At 48.4% G+C, this 23,032-nt stretch carries 21 protein-coding genes and 2 pseudogenes; 5 read left to right on the top strand and 18 right to left on the bottom strand.

Annotated features, from left to right (window positions below; genetic code table 11):
* Positions 1–13: 13 nt before the first annotated feature.
* From ABIA61_RS22020 to ABIA61_RS22000, 5 genes are all read right to left on the bottom strand, one after another.
* Positions 14–1,489: a glycoside hydrolase family 32 protein gene (locus ABIA61_RS22020; protein WP_283654214.1), complete on the bottom strand. Its 1,476-nt coding sequence runs from the start codon at positions 1,487–1,489 to the stop codon at positions 14–16.
* 183 nt (positions 1,490–1,672) lie between these two features.
* A complete protein-coding gene (locus ABIA61_RS22015; protein ID WP_283654213.1) occupies positions 1,673–2,704 on the bottom strand; it encodes a LacI family DNA-binding transcriptional regulator in 1,032 nt (343 codons plus the stop codon).
* Between the two features lie 168 nt (positions 2,705–2,872).
* Positions 2,873–3,715 (bottom strand): aldo/keto reductase, encoded by an 843-nt coding sequence (locus tag ABIA61_RS22010; protein ID WP_404581258.1) that lies wholly within the window; start codon positions 3,713–3,715, stop codon positions 2,873–2,875.
* A gap of 41 nt (positions 3,716–3,756) precedes the next feature.
* Entirely contained in the window at positions 3,757–3,921 is a 165-nt protein-coding gene (locus ABIA61_RS22005; RefSeq protein ID WP_404529685.1) for a hypothetical protein, read from the bottom strand.
* A gap of 47 nt (positions 3,922–3,968) precedes the next feature.
* The gene (locus ABIA61_RS22000) at positions 3,969–5,159 is read right to left on the bottom strand and encodes an MFS transporter (protein WP_283654211.1); all 1,191 of its coding nucleotides are present in this window, start codon (positions 5,157–5,159) and stop codon (positions 3,969–3,971) included.
* Between the two features lie 157 nt (positions 5,160–5,316).
* Between ABIA61_RS22000 and ABIA61_RS21995 the strand changes: the two genes are divergently transcribed.
* Positions 5,317–5,682 carry a winged helix-turn-helix transcriptional regulator gene (locus ABIA61_RS21995; RefSeq protein ID WP_014279306.1) on the top strand — a complete coding sequence of 122 codons (366 nt, stop codon included), beginning with the start codon at positions 5,317–5,319 and terminating at the stop codon, positions 5,680–5,682.
* A gap of 117 nt (positions 5,683–5,799) precedes the next feature.
* Positions 5,800–6,636, top strand: a complete 837-nt coding sequence (locus ABIA61_RS21990) for a carbonic anhydrase (RefSeq protein WP_283654210.1) — start codon at positions 5,800–5,802, stop codon at positions 6,634–6,636.
* Between the two features lie 124 nt (positions 6,637–6,760).
* On the opposite strand, the gene ABIA61_RS21985 is transcribed toward ABIA61_RS21990, so the two are convergent.
* Positions 6,761–8,047 (bottom strand): Gfo/Idh/MocA family protein, encoded by a 1,287-nt coding sequence (locus ABIA61_RS21985; protein ID WP_044644947.1) that lies wholly within the window; start codon positions 8,045–8,047, stop codon positions 6,761–6,763.
* Between the two features lie 137 nt (positions 8,048–8,184).
* On the opposite strand from ABIA61_RS21985, the gene ABIA61_RS21980 reads away from it, so the two are divergent.
* The gene (locus tag ABIA61_RS21980) at positions 8,185–9,042 is read left to right on the top strand and encodes a helix-turn-helix transcriptional regulator (protein ID WP_283654209.1); all 858 of its coding nucleotides are present in this window, start codon (positions 8,185–8,187) and stop codon (positions 9,040–9,042) included.
* Here the strand turns inward: ABIA61_RS21980 and ABIA61_RS21975 are convergent.
* The 7 genes and pseudogenes from ABIA61_RS21975 to ABIA61_RS21945 all read right to left on the bottom strand — a co-directional run.
* Positions 9,032–9,142, bottom strand: a pseudogene (locus ABIA61_RS21975) (carbohydrate ABC transporter permease); the annotation flags it as partial. The gene ABIA61_RS21980 and the pseudogene ABIA61_RS21975 sit on opposite strands and share 11 nt — an antisense overlap.
* An 18-nt stretch (positions 9,143–9,160) precedes the next feature.
* The gene (locus ABIA61_RS21970; RefSeq protein WP_283654208.1) at positions 9,161–10,264 is read right to left on the bottom strand and encodes a hypothetical protein; all 1,104 of its coding nucleotides are present in this window, start codon (positions 10,262–10,264) and stop codon (positions 9,161–9,163) included.
* 301 nt (positions 10,265–10,565) lie between these two features.
* Positions 10,566–11,294 carry a LytR/AlgR family response regulator transcription factor gene (locus ABIA61_RS21965; RefSeq protein WP_283654207.1) on the bottom strand — a complete coding sequence of 243 codons (729 nt, stop codon included), beginning with the start codon at positions 11,292–11,294 and terminating at the stop codon, positions 10,566–10,568.
* A gap of 316 nt (positions 11,295–11,610) precedes the next feature.
* Positions 11,611–11,757 (bottom strand): annotated as a pseudogene (locus ABIA61_RS21960) (sugar ABC transporter permease); the annotation flags it as partial.
* A 39-nt stretch (positions 11,758–11,796) separates the two neighbouring features.
* Positions 11,797–13,095, bottom strand: a complete 1,299-nt coding sequence (locus tag ABIA61_RS21955; protein WP_404581257.1) for an ABC transporter substrate-binding protein — start codon at positions 13,093–13,095, stop codon at positions 11,797–11,799.
* Between the two features lie 236 nt (positions 13,096–13,331).
* Positions 13,332–16,004, bottom strand: a complete 2,673-nt coding sequence (gene ppdK / locus ABIA61_RS21950) for a pyruvate, phosphate dikinase (RefSeq protein ID WP_283654204.1) — start codon at positions 16,002–16,004, stop codon at positions 13,332–13,334.
* Between the two features lie 290 nt (positions 16,005–16,294).
* Positions 16,295–16,849, bottom strand: coding sequence for a GNAT family N-acetyltransferase (locus tag ABIA61_RS21945; protein WP_283654203.1), 555 nt, complete (start codon positions 16,847–16,849; stop codon positions 16,295–16,297).
* Between the two features lie 136 nt (positions 16,850–16,985).
* On the opposite strand from ABIA61_RS21945, the gene ABIA61_RS21940 reads away from it, so the two are divergent.
* A complete protein-coding gene (locus ABIA61_RS21940; protein WP_404581256.1) occupies positions 16,986–17,810 on the top strand; it encodes a hypothetical protein in 825 nt (274 codons plus the stop codon).
* Positions 17,811–17,823: 13 nt separating this feature from the next.
* The gene (locus ABIA61_RS21935) at positions 17,824–18,540 is read left to right on the top strand and encodes a hypothetical protein (protein ID WP_404581255.1); all 717 of its coding nucleotides are present in this window, start codon (positions 17,824–17,826) and stop codon (positions 18,538–18,540) included.
* Positions 18,541–18,628: 88 nt separating this feature from the next.
* Here the strand turns inward: ABIA61_RS21935 and ABIA61_RS21930 are convergent, their stop codons facing one another.
* The 5 genes from ABIA61_RS21930 to ABIA61_RS21910 form a co-directional block, all read right to left on the bottom strand.
* The gene (locus tag ABIA61_RS21930; RefSeq protein WP_283654200.1) at positions 18,629–19,084 is read right to left on the bottom strand and encodes a hypothetical protein; all 456 of its coding nucleotides are present in this window, start codon (positions 19,082–19,084) and stop codon (positions 18,629–18,631) included.
* A 48-nt stretch (positions 19,085–19,132) separates the two neighbouring features.
* Positions 19,133–20,074, bottom strand: a complete 942-nt coding sequence (locus tag ABIA61_RS21925) for an ABC transporter ATP-binding protein (RefSeq protein WP_283656171.1) — start codon at positions 20,072–20,074, stop codon at positions 19,133–19,135.
* A gap of 22 nt (positions 20,075–20,096) precedes the next feature.
* Entirely contained in the window at positions 20,097–21,125 is a 1,029-nt protein-coding gene (locus tag ABIA61_RS21920; RefSeq protein WP_283654199.1) for an ABC transporter ATP-binding protein, read from the bottom strand.
* A gap of 61 nt (positions 21,126–21,186) precedes the next feature.
* A complete protein-coding gene (locus ABIA61_RS21915; protein ID WP_025683137.1) occupies positions 21,187–22,032 on the bottom strand; it encodes an ABC transporter permease in 846 nt (281 codons plus the stop codon).
* Positions 22,033–22,036: 4 nt separating this feature from the next.
* Entirely contained in the window at positions 22,037–22,987 is a 951-nt protein-coding gene (locus tag ABIA61_RS21910) for an ABC transporter permease (protein ID WP_283654197.1), read from the bottom strand.
* Positions 22,988–23,032 lie beyond the last annotated feature (45 nt).

The following is a 23,032-nucleotide window of genomic DNA, read 5'->3' as shown; positions in this document are numbered from 1 at the left end:
TGATTTTGAATATTCATGTAAAATCCCATTTTACCGCTTGGAAGAGAGCCTCTCCCTTGTCGGCAAAAAAGCGTATTTCGTCACTCTCTGGGTGCGGAAAAATACGACTGGTGAACACCTCTTCCCCATCATTGACGAAAATTTCCACCGAAGACGTATCCACGAACAGATGAAGCTTGATACGGTTCCCATTCATGGCGCACTGTCTTATCTCACCATACGAAGCAGCGACAGGCTCACCCGATTGCGAACGGTCCAACACAAGCTTGCGGCTAACGGCATCATATCGGATCACCGTTTTCTCGGTCGCACTTGCGCGGAATTCAATACCGCATGCCTTGGCGCTCAAAAGATCATACTCACAAATCAGCTCATAAGCCGTACCCTTGAAGCCCGTATAGGTTTTGCTCTCCGACGTTAATGTGTCGGCTACCCGTTCCTCACGCTTTTTACGCAGCGTAGTCAGCTCAGGAATCGGCCTTTGTATGAGTTTGCCCTCATGAAGCGTAAGCTCCCTCGGCAGCGTCAGGCAATGCGCCCATCCGTTCGGATCTGTCGGACAATCGATATCCGGTAATCCCATCCATGCCACCATGATACGCCGCCCCTGCGGGTCGATCATCGTCTGCGGTGCATAAAAGTCAAAGCCACGGTCCAGCTCGCGGAATGCCCCATGCTCCAATATTCTGGTCCCGGTATCCAGCGGCTTGCCGATCACGTAACCCGACTGATAAATATTGTGATTCTCATCCCCGGAAGGCTCCAGGCCCTGAGGAGAAAATACCAATACACCCGAGCCGTCCAGTTCAAAATAATCGGGGCATTCCCACATGTAGCCAAACGTCTCCAGCCCTGTGTGCAGTTCCCCCTCAAATCGCCACGTATGGAGGTCGGTTGACCGATAAAGGACGGCGCAGCCTGTTAAATTCGCTCTCTGGGCACCGATCACACAGTAAAAGCTGTCTCCGTCCTTCCACAGCTTGGGATCACGAAAATGATCCGTATATCCTTCCGGCACGTTCGGAATAACGGGATGCTCCCATTTTGTAATGAGACCGCTCTCATCCATAACGGCAATACATTGATAAGGATGTCTGATCCAGTCCCCGTCACGTGTATTTCCCGTATATAGCATATACAGCTTGCCCTCATGCTCCATCGCGCTACCTGAATAAGCACCATGTGAATCAAAATAATCTCCCGGTGCGATACCGATGCCTGCGTCGTCCCATGTGACCAAATCTCTGGACTTCAAATGATACCAGTATTTCATTCCATGATCGGTTCCAAACGGGAACCACTGATAGAACAAATGGTATTCACCCTGATAATAAGAAAAGCCATTGGGATCATTGAGCAAGCCTGTCGATGGCTGAATATGAAACTCCTGCCGCCAGTGACATTGCTCCACCTTTTTCTCCAAGCTGGCTATTTCACCGGGCTCTGCCTGCTCAATCAGTCGATACTTTTGTTCTTTTGTCATTTTCATAGGTGTACCTCATTCTTATTAAAACTTCCGTCTCGGGAACCGGTTCCAATTTGATGAAAAAAATAATGTATAGGAACCGGTTCCTGTACGATTAAAAAAATATACTCATCCATGGATTTGCAACCGATTCCACTTGTGCCCGAGGCTATGGAACCGGTTTCGTAGAAATTATAATCCACCTGTTCAGCGTTTGTCAACGCTTTCTCTCTCTATAAGAGAATAATTCATAACAGTCACTTTCTCTACCGGTTTGTGTTCTACCAGCCGTACAATATTTTGCGCCGCTACGCGTCCTGCTTCCATGTAAGGATATTGCACGGTTGTTAGCGCAGGATGAATCACCTCCGTAATATCGTATCCCCCGAAGCCAGTCACCGACAATTCCGACGGAATGGCAATCCCTCTGGAATATGCCGCGTTGATCACGCCAAGCGCAATATTATCCGTAGCACACACCATTAACGACGGCTTAAATCCATCTAAAATCGCAGACGCAGCCACCCGTGCATCGGACATTTTAAAACCGGTTTCATAGTATCTGATATCGTACCCGGCGGATCGCTCCAGTTGCTTCACATCGTCCCTATGAGCTTGATTGGGCAATGCATCCCGAACAGCCTGCTTAAAGCCCTCCTTGCGCCGCACACCGACAGCGACATCCTTTTCCGTAACGCCGACGTAGGCAATTTCACGGTGGCCCTGTGACAGAACATATGCGCCGATATCATATCCCGCCCGGTAGTCATCATGGATAAGGCTGTGAAGCTGCGTGTGCTGCTGCCCCACCAGCAAAACCGGAATCGCAATGTCGCGGATCGCGGTCAGATGCTCGTCAGTAATTTCAGCAGCCAGTAAAATAATGCCGGAAATCTTTTGCCGACCCAACTCGTAAATGGCTTCGATTTCACGTTTCACATCCTGGCTCGTATTCGAGATCAGCATCTGATAATGCTGGGCCCGAAGTTCTTCATCTATACCCATCAGCGTATGGGATGTGGCAAAGGAATCCAGACGCGGCACAACGGTTCCGATAATGTTAGTTCGCTTTGCTTTCAGGCTCTGGGCAAAGGTATTAGGCACATAACCCGTGGCCTTGACCACCTTTTCAATTTTACGTCTCGTATCCACGCTGACAGCCCCGCCGTTCAAAAAACGGGATACCGTGCTCTTGGCCACGCCAGCCATTTGGGCTATATCTGCAATCGTCTTATTCATGAGGTCCCCCGGATTGTCTTCATTTTCACAAGCTTCCAAAACGTCTCTTTTATCATACCCTATAATACCATATGGCGGGGTTGGAATGCTGTGGCTCCAGACCCATCAAGGACAAAAAACACCGCTCCTTTCATTAAAGAAAGGAACGGCGTATCTTGGAAATAGAGTTTAAAAATCAAAGTTATCCGGATCGGGACCTACACGATGATTCGCATTTAACGCCTGAATTCGGTCCATATCCTCTTGCGTCAATTCAAAATCAAAAATGTCGGCATTTTCGACAATCCGATGCGCCTTGGTAGACTTGGGAATGGTGACAACTCCCTGCTGCACATCCCAGCGCAAAATCACTTGCGCCACCGATTTTTCATACTTGGTCGCTATGTCTTGCAGTACCGCATGATCAAGCAATTGGCCTTGCATTAACGGGGACCAGGCTTCCATTTGAATATTGTTCTTTTGACAGAATTGCAGTAGCTCGGTTTGTGTTAATTGTGGATGAAATTCCACCTGATTCACCATTGGCGTGATTTCAGCATCCTTCATAAGGTCTTCCAAATGATGAATCTGGAAGTTGCTGACTCCGATAGCCTTGATCCGCCCTTCTTTATATAAGGACTCTAAAGCTCTCCAGGCTTCTTTATACTTCCCTTGAACCGGCCAATGAATCAGATACAGATCCAGATAGTCCAGACCCAGCTTGTCCAGGCTTGCTTCATAGGCTGCCCGTGTCTCTTCATACCCCAGATCGGCATTCCACACTTTGGACGTTACGAAAAGGTCTTCTCTGGACAGGTTATTTTCCCGAAGAGCTTCCCGGATGGCTTGTCCTACACTACTTTCGTTAGCATAGGCTGCGGCTGTATCTATACTGCGATAACCATGCTTCACAGCCGCCTTGATGGCATCGACCAGCTCTGAGCCTTCCTCCACCTTAAATACCCCGATTCCGAACCAAGGCATGTGAACTCCGTTGTGCAATGTTGTTGTGCTTTGTAAGTTTTGAGTCATTGTTTATCTTCCTTCCTAAATTATCTACTATATAAGCTGAACTAAAAGTTTCTTATCGTGCCACTACGCAGTCGGATGGTGCTTCCCATCGCCACCGCCCCCGGATTTCTTAAATGAAGCCTAGGTTTAAGGTAGAAATCCGGGGACAAAAGCGATCGCTTCGCTTGTACAGCCACCATTCCGACTACTCCGTTTTTGTGTTTCATTTTTCCAGTTCAACTTATATCCTCTGTATCTTTCATAAATATTCCATTTAAGCAGCAGCCGTATCCCTTTTTTCTAGCGTGCGACTCCAGCCTGTGAGAAGAACCGCAGCGAAAACCATAATCGCCCCGATCCAGGTCGTATGAATAAGACCCAAGGAATCAGTCACCCTTCCACCCACGTATGCTCCAATGGCTATCCCGGCGTTGAAGGCTGCAATATTGACGGCGGAAGCGACATCTACGGCTTTGGGGGCAAAACGTTCAGCCAACATCACCACATATACCTGTAGGCCGGGCACGTTCATGAACGCAAGCAATCCCATAAAAAAGATCGTAATCAGTCCAGCGGTTTTAAAAGGAGCTGTGAACAACAGAACGAGCAGGACAATTGCTTGAATCAGGAACATGTAAAATAAAGCTGAAAGCGGCTTGCGGTTTGCAGCTTTTCCACCCATAACATTCCCAATAGCAATCGCAATTCCATACAGCAAAAGAATAAACGTTACCGTACTCTGCTTAAATCCGGTTATGTCGTGAAGCAATGGAGATAAATAAGTAAACACCACAAACGTGCCTCCATACCCCAAGGCTGTAATGATAAATGCAAGCAGCAAGCGGCCATTGGTAACCAGTTTGACTTGCTCGCGGAAAGGGGTTCTGTTCCCCTTTCGCAGAGTGGATGGCAGCAAAATCAGATTCGCAATGAGTGCCACCACACCGACGATCACAATCGCCATGAAGGCCGCTCGCCAGCCCCATTGCTGCCCGATAAAGGTTCCCAAGGGTACACCCGTGACCGTGGCTACGGTCAGCCCGGAGAACATAATGGAAATGGCACTGGCTCGGCGGTCATTGGGTACAAGATCGGCTGCGATGGTGGAGCCAATGGACATGAACACCCCGTGGGAGAACGCCGAGACCACGCGCGCAATCAGCAGCATGACAATTCCACCGGAGAACGCTGCGAGGCTGTTGCCTGCAATAAATACAATCATGATCCACAGCAGCAGCGTTTTACGGGGAACACTTGATGTTAACGAGGTCAAAACGGGAGCCCCGATGGTTACCCCTAAGGCATACAACGTGACGGTTAAGGCGGACATGGTTACGGATATGTGCAAGTCCTCAGCGATCAGGGGAAGCAGTCCCACGCTGATGAACTCGGTTGTCCCAATGGCAAAGGCGCTTACGGCTAAAGCCAGTAATGGCCAAATACTTCGTTTTGAGTCTGACGACATGTCTTTCACTCCTATCTTTATTTCTGCCTGTAGAAATCTTCGACCAGCAGATGTTATTATGAGTTATTCAGGCAAGTATGAACAGTACGTACTTTTTAGTGATATAGGTACCAAAAAGTACCCTAAACAAAAGGTGAAACACACGGAGGGATCGACATTGGGTCAGAAAAAATACAATATCTCGGTTGAGGCGACTTTAGAGGTTATCGGTGGGAAATGGAAGTGTGTAATCCTGTGTCATTTGACACATGGGAAAATGCGGACAAGCGAATTGAAACGCATCATGCCTTCGATTACACAAAAAATGCTGACGCAGCAGCTCCGGGAATTAGAGGAAGACGGCATCGTCAATCGAATTAGCTACAATCAGGTGCCTCCCAAAGTGGAGTACGAGCTTAGTGAATACGGATGTAGTCTGAAGGGCATTTTGGATTCTCTGTGCGCCTGGGGAGAAAAGCATATTATTAAAGAGTACGGGGATAAATCCGCTGTACTGGAGGATAACATTCTTAACAAGCTGTAAAAAAGAGTACACCCTTTCCTTCTTCCTAAGTCCTTGTACCCTTGATGAAACTTTGTACAATAATTTACAATGTAAAAAGTTTCACATACTCTACTTTGGGAAGAAGGATCATGCACAATGAAAAAAAACTGGAGAGTTTGCTTGTCCAGCATGTTTGCTATTTTCCTGGTTGTGTCGGCAACCGGATGTAATGCTCAGCCCGCCACTTCCAAATCTACGAACACTTCGTCTTCACCGACTAGCGACGCCCATGCGGTTGTTCAGAAAAATCCACACTGGTCCTATGAGGGAGAGGAGGGACCGGAGCATTGGGGAGAGCTGGAAAAGGATTTCGCCGCTTGTGGTAGCGGCCACGAACAATCCCCTGTCAACATAGAACATACTCGAATGGAAGCTTCGCAAACGCAGCAGCCGATACAGGTTCACTACACCAATACGAAAGTATCCATTCTGAATAATGGACACACCGTTCAAATCAATGCAGCCAGCCCCGGTAATAATATTGTACTGGACGGTACTAAATTCACTTTAAAGCAGTTTCACTTCCATCATCCCAGTGAACACCAAATAGATGGTAAAAATGCCGATATGGAGCTTCATTTTGTTCATCAGGGTGACAACGGCAGCACCGCCGTCTTAGGCGTACTCATTCAAGGCGGCAAGGAGAATGAGGCTTTCAGCCGTATTTGGTCCAAACTGCCAAAAGATGTTTCCCAGGAAGAGGCTCTGGAGGGAGAACTGAATCTCGCTACTCTTCTGCCGAAGGACCTGCACTCGATTCGCTATAACGGATCTCTGACCACTCCGCCTTGCACAGAGCATGTGAACTGGACAGTGCTGGAACAACCCATTGAAATGTCGGCCGACCAAATCAGTCAGTTCGCCACCCTTTTTCCCGATAACCATCGTCCTGTACAACAACTGGGAGCCCGTGAACTGACTGCCGATAAATAATGAAATAAGTACCCTACGACAACTAACAGAAACTCTGCCGCCGCTGACAGTAAAATACCAAGAAGCCCCTCTGTCCATAAGATAAACAGGGGGGCTTCTTGGTTATTTTAGTGGTTGCCAGTCTTTACAAATGAACCAGTTCCTCCACCTTTACTGGCTGACCTGTACGAATAGAACGGTTGGCGGCAATACCGGTCAAAATGGACCATGCACCGTCGATATGTGAGGCTGCGCGATGAAACCGATCATCTGCTGGCTTATCAAAAATATCCCGCAGCATGACCGGATCACCACCGCCATGACCACCCACGCCTTCCTCTACCTCCACCTCATAAGGTGCTGCAAAGTGGGGATAGATCGTAATGGTTTTTTCTTTTAACGCCCCCTCGTCTGCCTTACTGCCCCCGGAATTAACGTAGGATTGCTCGGATACCCGAACCTCCATTCGTCCCTTGGTGCCGTTGAACACGATGATAAAGCCCTCCCAAGGCATGTAAGCATTCAGCGAGTAGTTCATGACTGTCTTGTTCTTGTACTTCACCATGACACTAAGCGTGTCCTCAATGCTAATATTGTCGCCAAATACGCTTTGATCCCGCACATAGCCATCCTCATGCTCGGCATCCAGATACATGCTTTTCAGGTGCTCGTTACGGTCCAGATGCAACGCAAAAGGATCATCTTCTGCCGCCTTGCTGCCGTAAGCCCGTTGATAGAACTCAGTCACACCACGTTGTTCCGCATTTTCCCGGCCATAAAATTTCAGATCGCCCATCGCATACACGGTCTCCGGCTTTGAGCCGAGCCAAAAGTTCATTAGATCGAAATGATGCGTCGATTTATGCACCAGCAGACCGCCGCTATTGCGCTTATCCCGGTGCCAGCGACGGAAATAATCCGCACCATGCTGTGTGTTCAGCAGCCATTCGAAATTGACCGACAAGATATCACCAAGCGTCCCGTCCATAATAATCTCGCGGATTTTCGTATTATGCGGCGCATAGCGGTAGTTAAAGGTGACGCGTAGCTTGCGTCCCGTGCGATCTATGGCGTCCAAAATATCCTGGCATTTATCCTCATCCACCGTCATCGGCTTCTCGGAAATAACATCACAGCCCAGCTCCATCGCCCGGATAATATACTGATGATGCACACGGTCAATGGTCGTGACGATCACGATATCCGGCTTCGTTTCTGCAATCATTCGTTCAAATTCATGGGCTTTATAGGTCTGAATCGGCTCGTGCTCATATTTCTCCTGCAACAGCCGATTGGCATAGTCCATTCTCGTCTGATTGACGTCACAGAACGCGATCAGCTCCGAGGTATCCTTGAAAACGGTAACAACTTCACCGTAAAAAAATTCGGCTCTTCCTCCAGTACCCACAAGTGCATATTTGATTTTAGCCAATTGGCACACACCCTTTGCATGAATTACTTTTATTTTATAGTATAAGAAAGAGCGAATTCTTCGCATTTATTGTGAATTCGTCCTTAAAGTATACATATATTATCCATTTGAATTTTCTCGTAAAGGAGACCGTTGATGTGATCGCCACACCCCGTTTTGCCATCGAGCAAGCGCTACGGACAGAGCCGTTCAGCATGTCCGCTGACCATGTTCACCAAGCACATGAAATCTATTATCTGCTGGCAGGAGAGCGCTACTATTACATTAATCAGCGGGTATACGCTCTACAGAAGGGCGATCTGATCTGGATCAGCAAACACGATTTTCATCGCACGAGCAACAAGGGCAACGGTAGCCATGAACGGATTCTGATCAATTTTGATGAAGCGTTTGTTGCCACGTCGATGCCTGACGCCCCGTCCAGCGATCAGAAGCAGCCCCTCCTGCCGGAGAAAAGCTTTCTGCTTCGCCCTTCGGCGGAGGAACAGCGCGAGCTGGAGCATCTGTTCCAGCAAATGCTGGATGAGTATCATCAAGACCATGCATACCGCCATATGTATCTCCAAAGCTTGCTGCTCCAGCTGCTTATCCGAATCGGCCGCATACAATCCTCCACCCCCGACACCATTGCGCCGGAACGCAGCGAGAAGCAGCAGCGAGTGTATGCGGTCATCGAATACCTGCATGCCCATTATGCGGAGAGGCTGACCCTGGATCAACTGGCACGGCATTTTTATATCAGCAGTACGTATTTGTGCCGTATTTTCAAGCAGACCACAGGCTTTACCTTAGTAGAGTATCTTCAGGATGTCCGGGTTCAGCAAGCACGAGCGTATCTGAGAGAAACGAGCTGGAAGGTGACCGCCATTGCTGAAAAAACGGGCTTTGACAGCATCGCTCACTTTGGTCGTGTGTTCAAGCAATTAACTGGACATACCCCGTTACAGTATCGAAAAGAACAGAAAAAGGAGCAGGGAAACGCCCCTACCCCTTGATACCTGTCAAGGTAATGCCTTCGATAATTTGTTTTTGAGCAATCATATAGACGAGCAGCACCGGAACCGTGAATTTCTCCGGTGTATTGAGATAGATAAGCAGTAGGTTATTTTCGCTTTAAGAAATTTTTTGTAGCTTGGTAAGCGAATAAGTGCGGCCACCGTCTGAAGTATAATGATAATTAAATGGACTTAAGAACTCACAAACTTGGAATGTGTCCAAATTAATAACGATGTAATTAGGACCATACGAAAAATCGGTATGCTCTGTTCCAAAGGTTCTCGGAGTTTTAAGACCAGAAAGATCGAAGTAATCCATAATGTGCGTTACATCTCCCTCTACATTACGATAATAGCTGTTCATATAGAGCCATGATCCCTTACTGATATCAATCAGTAAGGCATTTGGAGCGGAATAGGGTACACTACTGGAGAATGACCCCAAATATACACCCTTTACTTCAGCTACTGACATGCTCATATCTCTAGCGGAATACCCATTCGGGGTATACCATGTTTCGGAATTTTCCCATTTGAGTCCTGTCAAGATATTATCTCCGTTACTGCGGATTGTTGAAAGATTATAATACAAGACTACTCTGGAAAGGTCCGCTGTACAATTGATAATGGCAGAAGCACCCGATGGATTTGAAGCATTCCACATCAATTTATAGTTACCCCTTTCTTCACCTGTTGCAGAACCAATTACAATCGCATATTTACCTGCCGGGATATTAACGTATGAGTGACCTCCGTTTGCTTTAACACCCCATCCAGTAGAACTGCCTAACGAGCCGTTGGCATTGACATTGTACAGAATAGCCAACAAATTTGTATTGCTGGAATCCAGCTTTAGAAATGAAAGCTGCTTTGCAGTGAGAGAAACCACATAACTATCAAATGATTCACTGAGAGTGCCATCTCCTACAAATACAGGTTCGGAGATACCCCATGCGCTTTGCGGTTTAACGGTTCTGCTCTGGGTAGAATCTGTGGAAATCTTTTTCGCTTCGTTCGGAGATATTTCATCTAGATTATCAAATTTTTGAGTATCCATTGCAGAATACGGTATCGAGGGCATGGATTGAATTTCTGTATTCTTCGCCTCTTCCTTAGCCACTTGCGGTGTTGTTTCACTTGCCGCGAAAGAGGGAACTACTAAAACACCGTACATGAGCAGTACTGCCAAAATATAACTAACGCTTTTTTTGACAAATTTCATATTGTACTCCTTTCACGATTTAGATACTTTATTTTTCAAAATTGCCGCCATATAAGCATCGTTCTGGGCAAGCCACGAAGCATGATAATCTCTAAAATGCATAACGTAAAAGTCTATTTCACTCGCATTCTCCTTTCGTAGTTTTGAATATGAGTCAATCGTTTCTTCTGTTGTGTCTAGATTATCAAACAGTACAGAAGAAATTTCAATGGACTGGCGTAGATAGTATGTTGATGACGTAAACAGCATGAAATACGAGTAAATTTCCGTTTTACAAGAAGGCATACTGTATTCATAATATTCACTGCAATACATCATCTGAGTATACCTCAAGCAGGTTATTAATATAATTTCTGCTCACGGGAAGATGGGTAATCTCATGACCATTGAAAATATCGACGGAATATGGATAAGTTATTTTTACTCTGTAGATTTTAGATTTTGCAATCACATATGACCTATGTATCTGGATGAAATTCTCACAGCCTAATAACTGCATAACTTTATTTAATGTTCCTCTAAGATATATTCCCTCTTTTGTTGTATGATAGATTATTGTATGATTATTCACTTCCACAAAAACTATATCACTTTGACGAACAATATTTATCGTGGACTCTGATATAATAGTAAATACTCGTTCCGGTTTTTTTCGCTTCACTACCCTATCCAAAAATAGCGAAAGTCGCTTCTCGTCAATAGGTATTTTCAAGAAGCCCATTGCTTCAACTAAATATCCGTCAATAGCACGAGCAGAATCAACTGTAACAAAAATGATAGGTACCTGATTCCCCATTTTCCGGATATGCTTTGCTGTAGTCATCCCATCAATATCTTCTTCACTACTTAGCGAAGTATCGAGCAAAACTACGTCTATATCTATGTGAGCATTAAGATATTGAATTAATTTCTGGGACGAATAAAAATCAGCACATTTCAGCTCTATATTTTTATTTAAAGCCCACTGAGATATAGACGCTTTTAACGCATCGCCCCAATAACATTCGTCTTCACAAATTACGACTTTCACGGCATACCACTCCTTCATTTGTACAGTTAAGATACAAGTGTTGAAAATCCACGGTCGCTACAGCCTGCGGTGCTTTGACACCTCAGAATAGGATTTCGAAGTACCTTGTAGAATTGTTACATTTAAGGAATTCAGAGCGCCTCGATGAAGCTTTTGTCGCCTCGACAACAACAACTTCTATATGGACGACTCGAATTCCTTGCTTGTTTTTAAGGCAAAATTCTGACTTTTTAAGAGGTAACTAATCAGAACCTGGAAAACGGATTTTAGCAAAAGCATACGCCGTCATAAACGCGCTAATCAGCATAGCTGTCACAACGATCACCGTAATGCCAAAACCATCCCAGTTTACAAAGCTTAAGTAAAGCGCATACAGCAGCGGCAATAGCGAAAAACATAACAGACCCAGAAACTGGGGGCTAATGAATAGATAGCCCCACAGCGCTTGATGCTTTTTCTGCATCTTGTCACCTTCCTCCCCGGTCACGGCCTTATTCCGTGCCTACTTGACCGCCTTGGATATGATCTGATTCAGCTTCTCAATCGTTGCCGTCGCATCCTGCTTGCCGAGGAACATCAGGTCAATCGTCTCCGTGATATCCGAGTTTAATCCCGGTACCTGAGCGTCGTAGGCTAATGCGGAACCATGCGCATTCCCTTTGTCACGTCCTTCGGTCAAATAGCTTGAATGCTCAATCATCGCCTTTTTCATAATGCTCTCATCTGCTGCGGCAAGCGTACCCATGGCATTCCCACCCTCAACCAGTCGCGCCTCCTGCCCCTTCACCGAGACGTAGAATGCGGCCAACTTCATGGCCTCTTGCAGATGCGGACTGTTTTTGTTTACGGCTACGTAAGCAACCGGAATGGCGACAGGTTCATTTTTGCCCGTATTGGAAGGCCAGTAAATATAATCAAAGTCGAGACTTTTATTTTGACTGAACAAGGGCTCCAGCCATCTTCCCGCCGCCAGCATACCGACCTGGTTGGACATGAACATCGCATCTGCTCCCTGCCCCTTGGGAAGCGAACCGAGATATACCGCATTTCCCTTGTTCACCATATCGTACATGAAGCGGAAGGCTTCCTTGCCCTTTTCATTGTGATCCAGTACATACTTGCCTTGTTCATCAAAAATCCGGCCACCATTCGACCACACCCATGAATACCAGTGAGCCCACCAGTTTTCTGCAATATAGCCCTGCTTTCCGGCAGCTTTCAGCTTCGATGTGACTTCCTCAAAAGCGTCCCAGTTCCACTTGCCCTCGTCATAATATTGCTGCGGTGTCTTCACACCGGCATCCTTAAAGACCTTTTTGTTGTAATACATCACCATCGGATTCGAGTCGGGAGTGACCCCGTAGATTTCCCCATCACGCTTCGCCGGACCCCACAATCCTTCTGGAAAATCCTCGGCTTTTACATTACTGGCATCACTTTTTAAAAATTCACCCAAAGGCTGTACCTGCTTCGCCCCAATCAAACGCGCAATGGTCGGCTCATACGAATAAAACACGTCCGGCCCGCGGCTTCCCTGAAGTTGGGTCAGCAGCTTTTGCTCATATTGGTCTCCCGGTACAGGCACCAGCTTAACCTCAATATTCGGGTTTTCCTTCTCAAAGGCATCCAGTGCCCGCTGGTACACCTTCACCTCCGCAGGATTCCCCCAGACTTGCATGGTCAGCCGGACTTTTTTCCCTTCCGTGTTTTCCAGCTTGGGAGAGGTAGTGCAAGCCGCTGCAAGTAAAAACAGAACACTGAGAAAAAAACCAATTTTTATCCAGCTCATGTAATTGTCCATCTTAACCGCCTCCTGTAGCTTCGCATAGTTGTATGTCACCCTGGTTTGAAGCGCTTACAAAAACTTCTCTTATCATCATATGTAAAAGAGGGAGACGCGATATCCCCATTTTTCATGTATAACTAAAATTTTCACTTCCTGACGGAACTTTCCCCTATATAGTGTAAAACGAAGAAGGCAGCCTTTGGATCAAGGCAGCCTTAAATGTGTTATTGAAATGTAGAGACTACTTTCAGCTACAAAACGGACAACGCTCCCTCAGGCTGCTCTGCTCTGACAAGCAAAGCTGCTTGGGCGGCGGCAATGCGGGCAAATGGCACCCGGTACGGTGAGCAGCTGACATAGTCCAGTCCGCTGCGGTGACAAAAGAGAATAGACTCACTATCCCCGCCATGCTCCCCACAGATACCTGTCTCCAGAAAAGGCTTTTTCTCCTTACCCTTGATAACAGCCCATTCGATCAATTTGCCTACGCCATCCTGATCCAACACCTGAAAAGGGTTCGTATCCAGAATATTCTTTTCCATATAGGAGCCGAGGAATTTACCTTCGGCATCATCCCGACTGTAACCAAAGGTCATTTGTGTCAGATCATTGGTTCCAAAGGAGAAAAAGTCGGCGTACTGGGCCACGCTGTCTGCCAGCAGGGCGGCTCTTGGAACCTCAATCATGGTGCCCACCCGATACCTGAACCACTTAAACTCTTCGCTAAGCACTTGAGCTGCCACCTCATCGACCAGTTCTCTCATCTGCTTGAGTTCATTCGAATGACCGACCAGCGGAATCATAATCCCTGGTCTCACATCCACGCCCCTGCGCAGTGCTGCTTCCGCGGCCTTAAAGATCGCTTCAACCTGCATATCGTATATCTCCGGAAACAGAATGCCCAGCCGAACACCGCGCAATCCCAGCATAGGGTTAATCTCCCGCAGGTCGTGCACCTTGGAGATGGTGCTTTTAAGACGTTGAAGCTCCTCCACATGGCCGCCGGAAAGCTCAAGCTCCCGCTGTTGCTCCTGAAGCTGCTCCAGGTTCGGCAGGAACTCATGTAATGGCGGGTCCAGCAGGCGAATCGTCATCGGTAAACCGTCCATCGCACTGAACATAGCCTCAAAGTCGGATTGTTGCATTTGGAGTATACGATTCAAATGCAGAACCCGCTCCTCCTGATCCTCGGCCAAAATCATCGCCTGAACGATAGGCAGCCGTTGGCCCGAGAAAAACATATGCTCTGTCCGGCACAGCCCGATGCCCTCAGCTCCAAATTCCCGAGCTTTGGCGGCGTCGAGTGGCGTATCCGCATTGGTGTAGACCTTCAACGTCCGAATTTCATCCGCAATCTCCAGCAGCTTCAGCAGCTCCGGTGTAATGACTGGCTCGTTGAGCAACAAACTGCCTTGGTACACCTGCCCAGAGGTCGAATCGATCGAAATATTTTCCCCTTCCTGAAAGGTCAGGTTACCGATACTAACGCTCCGACTGTACAGGTCAATGCTCAACGCGTCGCAGCCGCAAATGCAGGGTTTACCCATGCCTCTCGCAACCACAGCGGCATGGCTGGTCATTCCCCCTCGACTCGTCAGCACGCCTTCGGCGGCGATAATTCCGTGAACATCGTCGGGTGAGGTCTCTACACTGACAAGGATGACTTTCTGCCCATCCTTCGTCCAGTTCTCTGCCGTATCTGCGTCGAATACAATCCGTCCACTTGCTGCGCCGGGCGATGCAGGCAGACCTTGGGCAATCGCAACCAGCGATGTGGAAGCATCAATGGAGCGATGTAGCAGTTGTTCCATGTGGGACGGTTCGATCCGTTGGATAGCCTCCTCTTGGCTGATAATCCCTTCCTCTACCAGATCTACAGCTATTTTTACAGCCGCCTGCGCTGTTCTTTTGCCGCTACGCGTCTGTAGCAGATACAGATTTCCTTTTTCAATCGTAAATTCGATATCCTGCATATCCCGGTAATGGCGTTCTAACAAGGAAGCCAGCTCTTCCAGACGACCATAGACTAACGGCTGCTCTTCCAAAAGTTGAGGAATAGGGTTGGGCGTTCTTATCCCTGCCACGACGTCCTCTCCCTGAGCATTTACCATATACTCACCATACAGTTCATTCACACCTGTGGATGGGTTGCGGGTAAATAACACACCTGTTCCACTGTCATTGCCGAGATTGCCAAACACCATCGCCTGAATGTTCACTGCTGTTCCTTGTTCATCTGGAATGCCGTAAGCCTTCCGGTACACCTTGGCACGCATATTGTTCCAGCTGCGGAATACAGCCTCTACTGCCAGCTGCAGCTGTTTATACACATCCTGTGGGAACGGCTGTCCGCTCTGCTGCGCGACAAGCTCTTTATAATGTGCGATCAGTTCCTTCCATTCTTCCGCGCTAACCTCCTGGTCAGTGCCACGCCCATGGGTCTGCTTGCTCTGCTCCTGAAGCTGGTCAAAATAATTGGATTCGATACCCAGCACCACTTCGCCAAACATTTGAATAAATCTGCGGTAACAGTCATAGGCGAAGGTTTCATTTCCCGTCTGCTCTGCCAATCCACGCACGGTTTCATCATTCAGACCCAGATTCAGTATCGTGTCCATCATACCGGGCATTGAGGCTACCGAGCCTGAGCGGACAGATACCAGCAAAGGCCGCTCCGTATCTCCGAATATAGCCGACTGGGCTTCCTCAACGTCGTGCAGGGCAATGACGATTTCTCCCAACAAACCCTCCGGGAGCTTGCCGCCGGAAGTAAAGTAGGCTCGACACGCCTCGGTAGTCACCGTAAAGCCGGGAGGGATCGGGAGACCCAGTGTCGTCATTTCCGCTAGATTGGCGCCTTTTCCTCCTAGTAGCGCTTTCATCCCCAACTTACCTTCGTTAAATGAGTACACTCTTTTCAACATTGAATTCATTCCCTCCACTTATCGAGATACATGCCTGAACTGATCTATAGGTTTACTTAAAGTTGTAACACAAAATAAGTGGTTATTTCAATATATAATACGTAATATATATTTATTATATTTGTTTATGACGTTTTAAATATCGATAAACCTCATTTATAAAACACTTTAATTCGTGGTTAGCCGTATATTGGGATAGAGTGATTCTATCCCAACCTACCTGTCCATCCTGCAATTCAGGACGGGTTCCAAAAACAAAAAAACGTCTGTTTGTACAGACGTCCTTTTGCTCAATTCGATAGCATCTTTTCAAAAATATTAAAGCCATCCGTTTCACCTATATAAGTGTAGCCGCATTGTCTGTAAAACTGGCTAAGCTTGTCATTCCCCGCAATACAGTCTAATCGGATTCGGTCCTTGCCTGTGAAACGGATTCCCTTTTCAACCCATTGCACCAGTTCGCGGCCTAGTCCCTTCCCGGTTCTATCCCGATCCACAACCAGGCGATGCAAATATACTGAGGCTCCTCCGTCGGAATCAGCATCATCTAGCCCCCACAACTTACGATCCCATGCACTGGGCTGCTGTTGCAGAATCATGGAGCCAGCCAAGGTATGCCCCTCTGATGTTCGAAAAATGATCACCTCTCCGCGCGAAATAGCGCCTCCCAGATTATGATCATCCTTCCCTTTCAATAACTTGCCCCATTGAGTGGAACCCTTGCTGTGCAGCCATCTGGCAGTCTGTAAAATTAACTCCTGCACCTGCTCCTGATCCTCTGCGCCTGCCAGAAACGCGCGTAATTCCGGATTGACGAATGGATCGGCAATTTGTAGTGTTGCCATGCTGCACCTCAACTCTCTTATGTCAGTATGTATGAAAACTATATCATAAAAAAAGAGAGTTTGATTTTATACTTTCATGGTTCATTTATGGTGGAAAATGTAACCATTCTAACTATTCCAACCGATGATATACCGTATGAGAAAAGATGGAAAGGTTGTGAATGAAGTGTCATTCGGCATGACCAAAGAACGTATACTTATCTTCACCCTATTGTTAATCCCTGCTATCGCTGCCTTTGTTGCGACACGGCCTATGCCCGCACAGTATATTTTGCAGGGAGAAATGCATTCGGTCCAAGAGCTGGGCGTTCAGGGAAGTGTGTTTTTTGCGTCCGTTCAAGCGGGGATAGCTAACAATCTCGTGGAGCGTTGGAATATCTATTCCAGTGAAAAGGTAACCGGGGGAGGTATTAAGTTTGAGCCCCTTCCCCCTGATGAGGTGGATACTTATCAAAAGGACCTCACAGAGACGGATACGCTAAAATATTCAGCCATGCAGGCTGTTCATGCAGCTGCGGAATTAAGTACAGACACAGAAACAAATGAGGAATCCGAAGCTTTATCCGATCTGAGCCGTTTTGAAGATGCTCGCTATGCAGAGCTATTGAATCATTTGGGGGGACTTTCGGGGAACTCCTTGGGCCTGATGACAGGCATCGGACTGTATGAGGAAACCAATGCTATCGACTTCTCGGATGGCGGACGTCACAAAATCGCAGGCTCCGGCACGATGGAAGAGTACGGGTATGTCGGGTCGGTCGGTGGACTGGAACAAAAGCTGCTGGGGGCAGAGGCCGCGAAGGTTGATCTGTTTTTCGTACCCGCAGATTATGATTGGCTCGGTGAGGAAGGCAACGAAGCAGAAGCTGCCCGTGTTCAAAAGGAACATGGACTCAAGCTGCGCATTATCCCCGTGGAGACGCTGGAGGAAGCTATCGCGTATTTGAAGCAACTAGACTAGGGGGAACTGTATCTTGAATGATTTACAATCCAAAGCATTTCCATCGAAAACGGTTGGCATTGCGCTGCAAGCCTTGTTAGCGGTGGGTGTTATATGCGAATTGCTTATTCTTATTTTTACGGTGGTTTATGTTTTTGCAAATGAGACTTATTATGAGAACCTATACGAGTTGGAGCAGAAAGTTACCGTCTTTAGCTTTGTTCTTTACTACATATGTATTGTGATTTATCTGATCTGGCTAGTCCAAGTACATAAAGCCATCCGACAAAAGCATGCCGATTATCCGATTCGAGCCTTCGGGACGGTTGTCCGTATGATTCCGATTTTCAACCTTTGGGGAATCAAAAACACTTTTTCCACTATCCACAGCTACTTATCCCGCCATTCAGGGCTAGAACGTAAAGCATCTTACATCCGACACTTGATCATTCCGCTGTATTTCGTCTGGTTTGCCGGAGGGATCGTGGAGCGGGTTTTCCTCAGTCAATTACCTCATATGGAATCGACGATTATGATGTTCGAAGCCATTATGCAGCCTGCCAGAATGATTGTCTTTTACTTCATAACACGGATCATTCACAATAGTCTGGTTGTGCTGTATGAAAAAGATGAAAACGGTAGCTATTCAGAAGCTGAACCACGAAAGACTACTAATGAAATACAGGTGTCGGTGCCACAAATGGATCATCCCACGAATGCAACTGGTTCCCAAGAGCCCTCCCACACTTGAACAGGGTTGTATTAAAAAACGAGCTGGCCGCATTGGTCAGCTCGTTACAATTCCGGTAAAGTGTCTTACTCAGAACAGAACCCATGATTTACACCGTCTGCACAGCAGGCACAATTCGGTACAATCCCGCAACATCACCAGTCGCGGGCCGATCTTCCTGTATCGACCAGCCGAACGACAGCACCTGCTCCAGCCGAGCATACTCAACCTTCGTCAGCTCAGATGTAACGGCTTCGCTTCCTTCCTCCAGTGACAGCTCAGGCTCCCGCCCAAATGCAGCGGCAATCCATGAACGGATTCCCCGTATCGTGTTGTACTTAATCTGATATCCGTCAGCTACGGCGCTTGCAAAAATCTCCGGCTCTTTGGACGCCAGCCCGGTGGCAAGCTCTGCATAATCAAAATCGGACTGTCCGTCCGACGGCAGTTCATTGTGCTGCACCCGACGGATTAGCTCCTCATCAGACCAGCCTAATGCGCGTAAAGATTCCAGCATGAGCGCGTCCCATTGGGAAATACGTACTCTTTTCGTCGATTCAGTCATTGTTTCTCGCCTCCTTGTTGATCACGCACATCGTACACCAGCCTTAACCTAACGGTTAACCGGGTACGCTACATAATGGCCAGGACTGATTTCACGCAGCTCAGCGGCACTCTCACCGTCCTTGTCCCATGCCAAAGAACCGTCTGGTTGGGCAAACCCCGCCCCAAAACCGTCCCGCTCTCCGGCTGCTCTCGGATCAGGCACCGGGATAGAGGACAGCAGCGCCTGTGTATATGGATGGGCTGGCTGCTCATACAGCTCATCTGCATCGGCTACCTCCACCAATCGTCCATGGTACATCACACCGATCCGGTCTGAAATATGCCGCACCATCGACAAATCATGGGCGATGAACAGATACGTCAGCCCGAATTCCTGCTGGAGATCCTCCAGCGTGTTAATGACCTGTGCCTGAATAGACACGTCCAGCGCCGAAATCGGTTCGTCGCATACGATAAACTCCGGTTTCACGGATAAAGCACGCGCGATAGAAATCCGCTGGCGTTGTCCGCCGCTGAATTCATGGGAGTAGCGGTACAAGTGCTCCCGCTTCAGTCCGACCTTTTCAAGTAAAGCCACGACGGCATCCTTACGCTCACTGCCCTGATGCAATCTGTGAATATCCATCGGCTCGCCAATCAGGTCGAGCACGTTCATACCCGGGTTAAGCGAGGAATACGGGTCCTGAAAAATGCTCTGAATGCGCCGACGCAGCGGCTTGAGCTGCTTATCGTTCAGTTTGGAAATATCCTGACCGTCAAAGCGCACCGTTCCTTCCGTATAATCGTATAACCGCGTCAGGCAGCGTCCAACCGTCGATTTACCGCTGCCCGACTCGCCGACCAATCCGAACGTCTCACCACGCTTGATCTGGAAGCTCACGCCGTCAACCGCCTTGAGCACCTCCGAGCTGCGTCCCAACAGATCCTTGGCTGTTACAAAATGCTTCTTAAGCTGGTGTACCTCCACCAGGGGCTGACTTTCGCCCATTGCATTGCTCACTTCACTCACGTTAAACCCTCCCTTCCACATGGCCCGCTTCGGGCGTCTCGTAGACTCCGGCAGGCACAGCGTCCGGCTCGTTCAGCCAGCAGGCCGCCCGCTGATCCGGGCGAAGCTCCACCATCGGCGGCCGCTCTACACAGCGGGCAAACGCGTGCGGGCACCGTTCCATGAACGGACAGCCCGACGGCGGGTCCAGCAGGTCCGGCGGCGTGCCCTCGATCGGCACCAGCCGCTCGCGGAAGCCGTTCGTGCGCTGCGGCACAGAGCGCAGCAGGCCCTGCGTATACGGGTGGGCCGGACGATAAAAGATATCGTCCACGCGCCCCTCCTCCATTACCATGCCGCCGTACATCACGATGACACGGCTGCACACCTGGGCGACGACACCCAGATCATGGGTGATCAGGGCAATCGCCATGTCGGATTGCTGCTTCAACGTCTTGAGCAGCTCCAGAATTTGCGCCTGGATCGTCACGTCCAGCGCTGTGGTCGGCTCGTCAGCAATCAACAGCTCCGGGCTGCACGAGAGCGCCATCGCGATCATTACCCGCTGACGCATCCCCCCGCTGAATTGATGCGGGTATTGGTTCATACGGCGCTCCGGCTCGGTAATCCCCACCTGTCGCAGCAGCTCCACAGCGGCTTTCGTAGCCGCCTCCTTGCTCAGTCCCCGGTGTCTGCGAATCACCTCCACCAGATGATAGCCGACCTTCTTGACCGGGTTCAGCGAGGTCATCGGGTCCTGAAAGACCATCGCAATCTGGTTCCCGCGTATTTTGCGCCATTGCTTTTCCGTCAGAGCCGTCAGACTTTCTCCCCGGTAACGAATATCGCCATTCAGCCGCTTGCCCGGCGGGGCAATCATAGACATGATGGCTTTGGCTGTAACGCTTTTACCGCTACCGGATTCTCCTACGATTCCTACCGTTTCTCCAGCATCAATATGAAAGCTAACCCCTCGAACCGCCTGATTCTCCCCCTCACGTGTGAAAAAGGAAACCTCCAACTGTTCGACGGACAGCAGATGTTCAGTCATAGTGTTTTCGCTCCTTTCTGTCGCTCCTGGAGCCATTGGTCATGGGTCTTGTAGCTGTGAATCATCGTTTCACCAGCTTGGGTTCAAAGCCTACACGCAGCACGTCCCCCAAAACATTAAAGCTCAGCACGGTCAGTAAAATAAGCAGCCCCGGAAATAACGCCATATATGGAGCCTGTGCAATATATCCTTGGGCATTATTCAGCATGCTTCCCCATGTAGCGTTCGGCAGTTGCACACCAAAACCAAGGAAGCTCAGCGACGATTCCATCATAATCGCTGAAGCGATATTGTTCGTCGCCCCCACGATAATCACCGGAATCAGGTTCGGGACGATATGCTTCAGAATGATCCCGAATGTGCTTTGTCCCGAAGCTTTGGCATACAGCACATATTCCCGTTCCCGCAACGTCATCGTCTCCGCCCGGACCACCCGGGCAATATTCATCCACATCAGCAGGGCGATAATGACAATAATATTGCCGACGCCCGGCTTCAAAAACACGCTCAACAGCAAAATAACCAAAAAAGACGGAATCGACATGATCAGCTCCAAAATCCGCATGAGCAAATTATCGATCCATCCGCCGAAATAGCCGCTTACAATGCCTACTACTGCGCCAATACTGGTCGCAATAATCATGGACGCGAAGCCCACCAGCAAAGATACACGACCGCCGTACAGCGCCCTTGTAAAATAGTCTCGGCCGTAGTCATCCGTTCCAAACCAGTGTGCCGCTCCCGGCGGTTGAAGACGCTCCAGCACGTTCAGCTTGTTCGGGTCCTGCGGTGACAAAAAAGCGAAGATTGCCCCCAGCGAGAATACGATCAATAGTATGAGGGCGGCGGCGCCCATTTTGCTCGTCATCAGCTCGATCCCGATGTTGCGCCATTTGCTCCGATTCATGAGTTCACCTCGTTGATTTAATTCTCGGGTCCGCGATGCTGTATAAAATATCCGCTAGCAGATTGCCTATGATCAGCAGCAGGGCGGAAAACAGTGTAATGCCCATGATAACGGGATAATCCATCCCTTTTACCGCCGTCATACCCAGCGAGCCAATGCCCGGCCAGGAAAATACCGTCTCGGTCACGATGGCTCCGGCTACCAGATCCGCAACCGACATACCGAGCAGCGTAATGATAGGCAGTAGTACATGCTTGAGCACATGCCGAAATAAAACCAGTCGTTTTCCAGACCCGAACGCATATTGAATCTGCACGTATTCTTCCTTGAGCTGCGTTATTGTACTGGAACGGATATACCTCACATACACAGATAAAAATCCGAAGGCCAGTACAAAACACGGTAAAATCCCATGCTTGATCACATCAAGCGCCGAGTCCGTTCCAATGGTCCGCATCCCCGTACTTGGAAGCCAATGCAGATAAATAGCAAACAAATAAATAAGTAAAATGCCGAGCCAAAACAGCGGTACAGAAATCCCGATGTACGACATCAGGTTAATCAGCTTGTCGATCCAGCGGTTCCGATTGCCCGCAGCCGTCAAGCCGAGTGGAATGGCAATCAGGACAGCCAGTATTATGGATGCGCCCATTAATCCGGCGGTAGCCGGGAGGCGATCCAGAATTTGATCCAGTACAGGCTGGTGATTAATCAGCGAGTAACCCAGATCACCTGTGAGACTTTTTTTGAGCCATAACATGTACTGCACATAAGCAGGCTGATCCAGCCCCAAGCTGTGCCTCATACGTTCGATATCTTCCAGATGCATATTCGGTGTAACAAAAGAGAGAACCGGATCACCTGGAGCCAGCTTGATCAAGCCGAAGCAGACGATGGATACGAAAAATAGCATCGGTATAACTTGCAGCAATCTTCTGGCGATGAGTTGTCTCATACGTTTCTCTTCCCCTTGCTGTTCTCGAAAAAAATAAGCTGGTTC

Origin of the sequence: Paenibacillus sp. RC21, assembly GCF_044907935.1 — a bacterium.
Lineage (GTDB): Bacteria > Bacillota > Bacilli > Paenibacillales > Paenibacillaceae > Paenibacillus > Paenibacillus terrae_A.
Note: the sequence above shows the minus strand (reverse complement) of the source record. Positions and strands in the feature narration are given on the sequence as shown.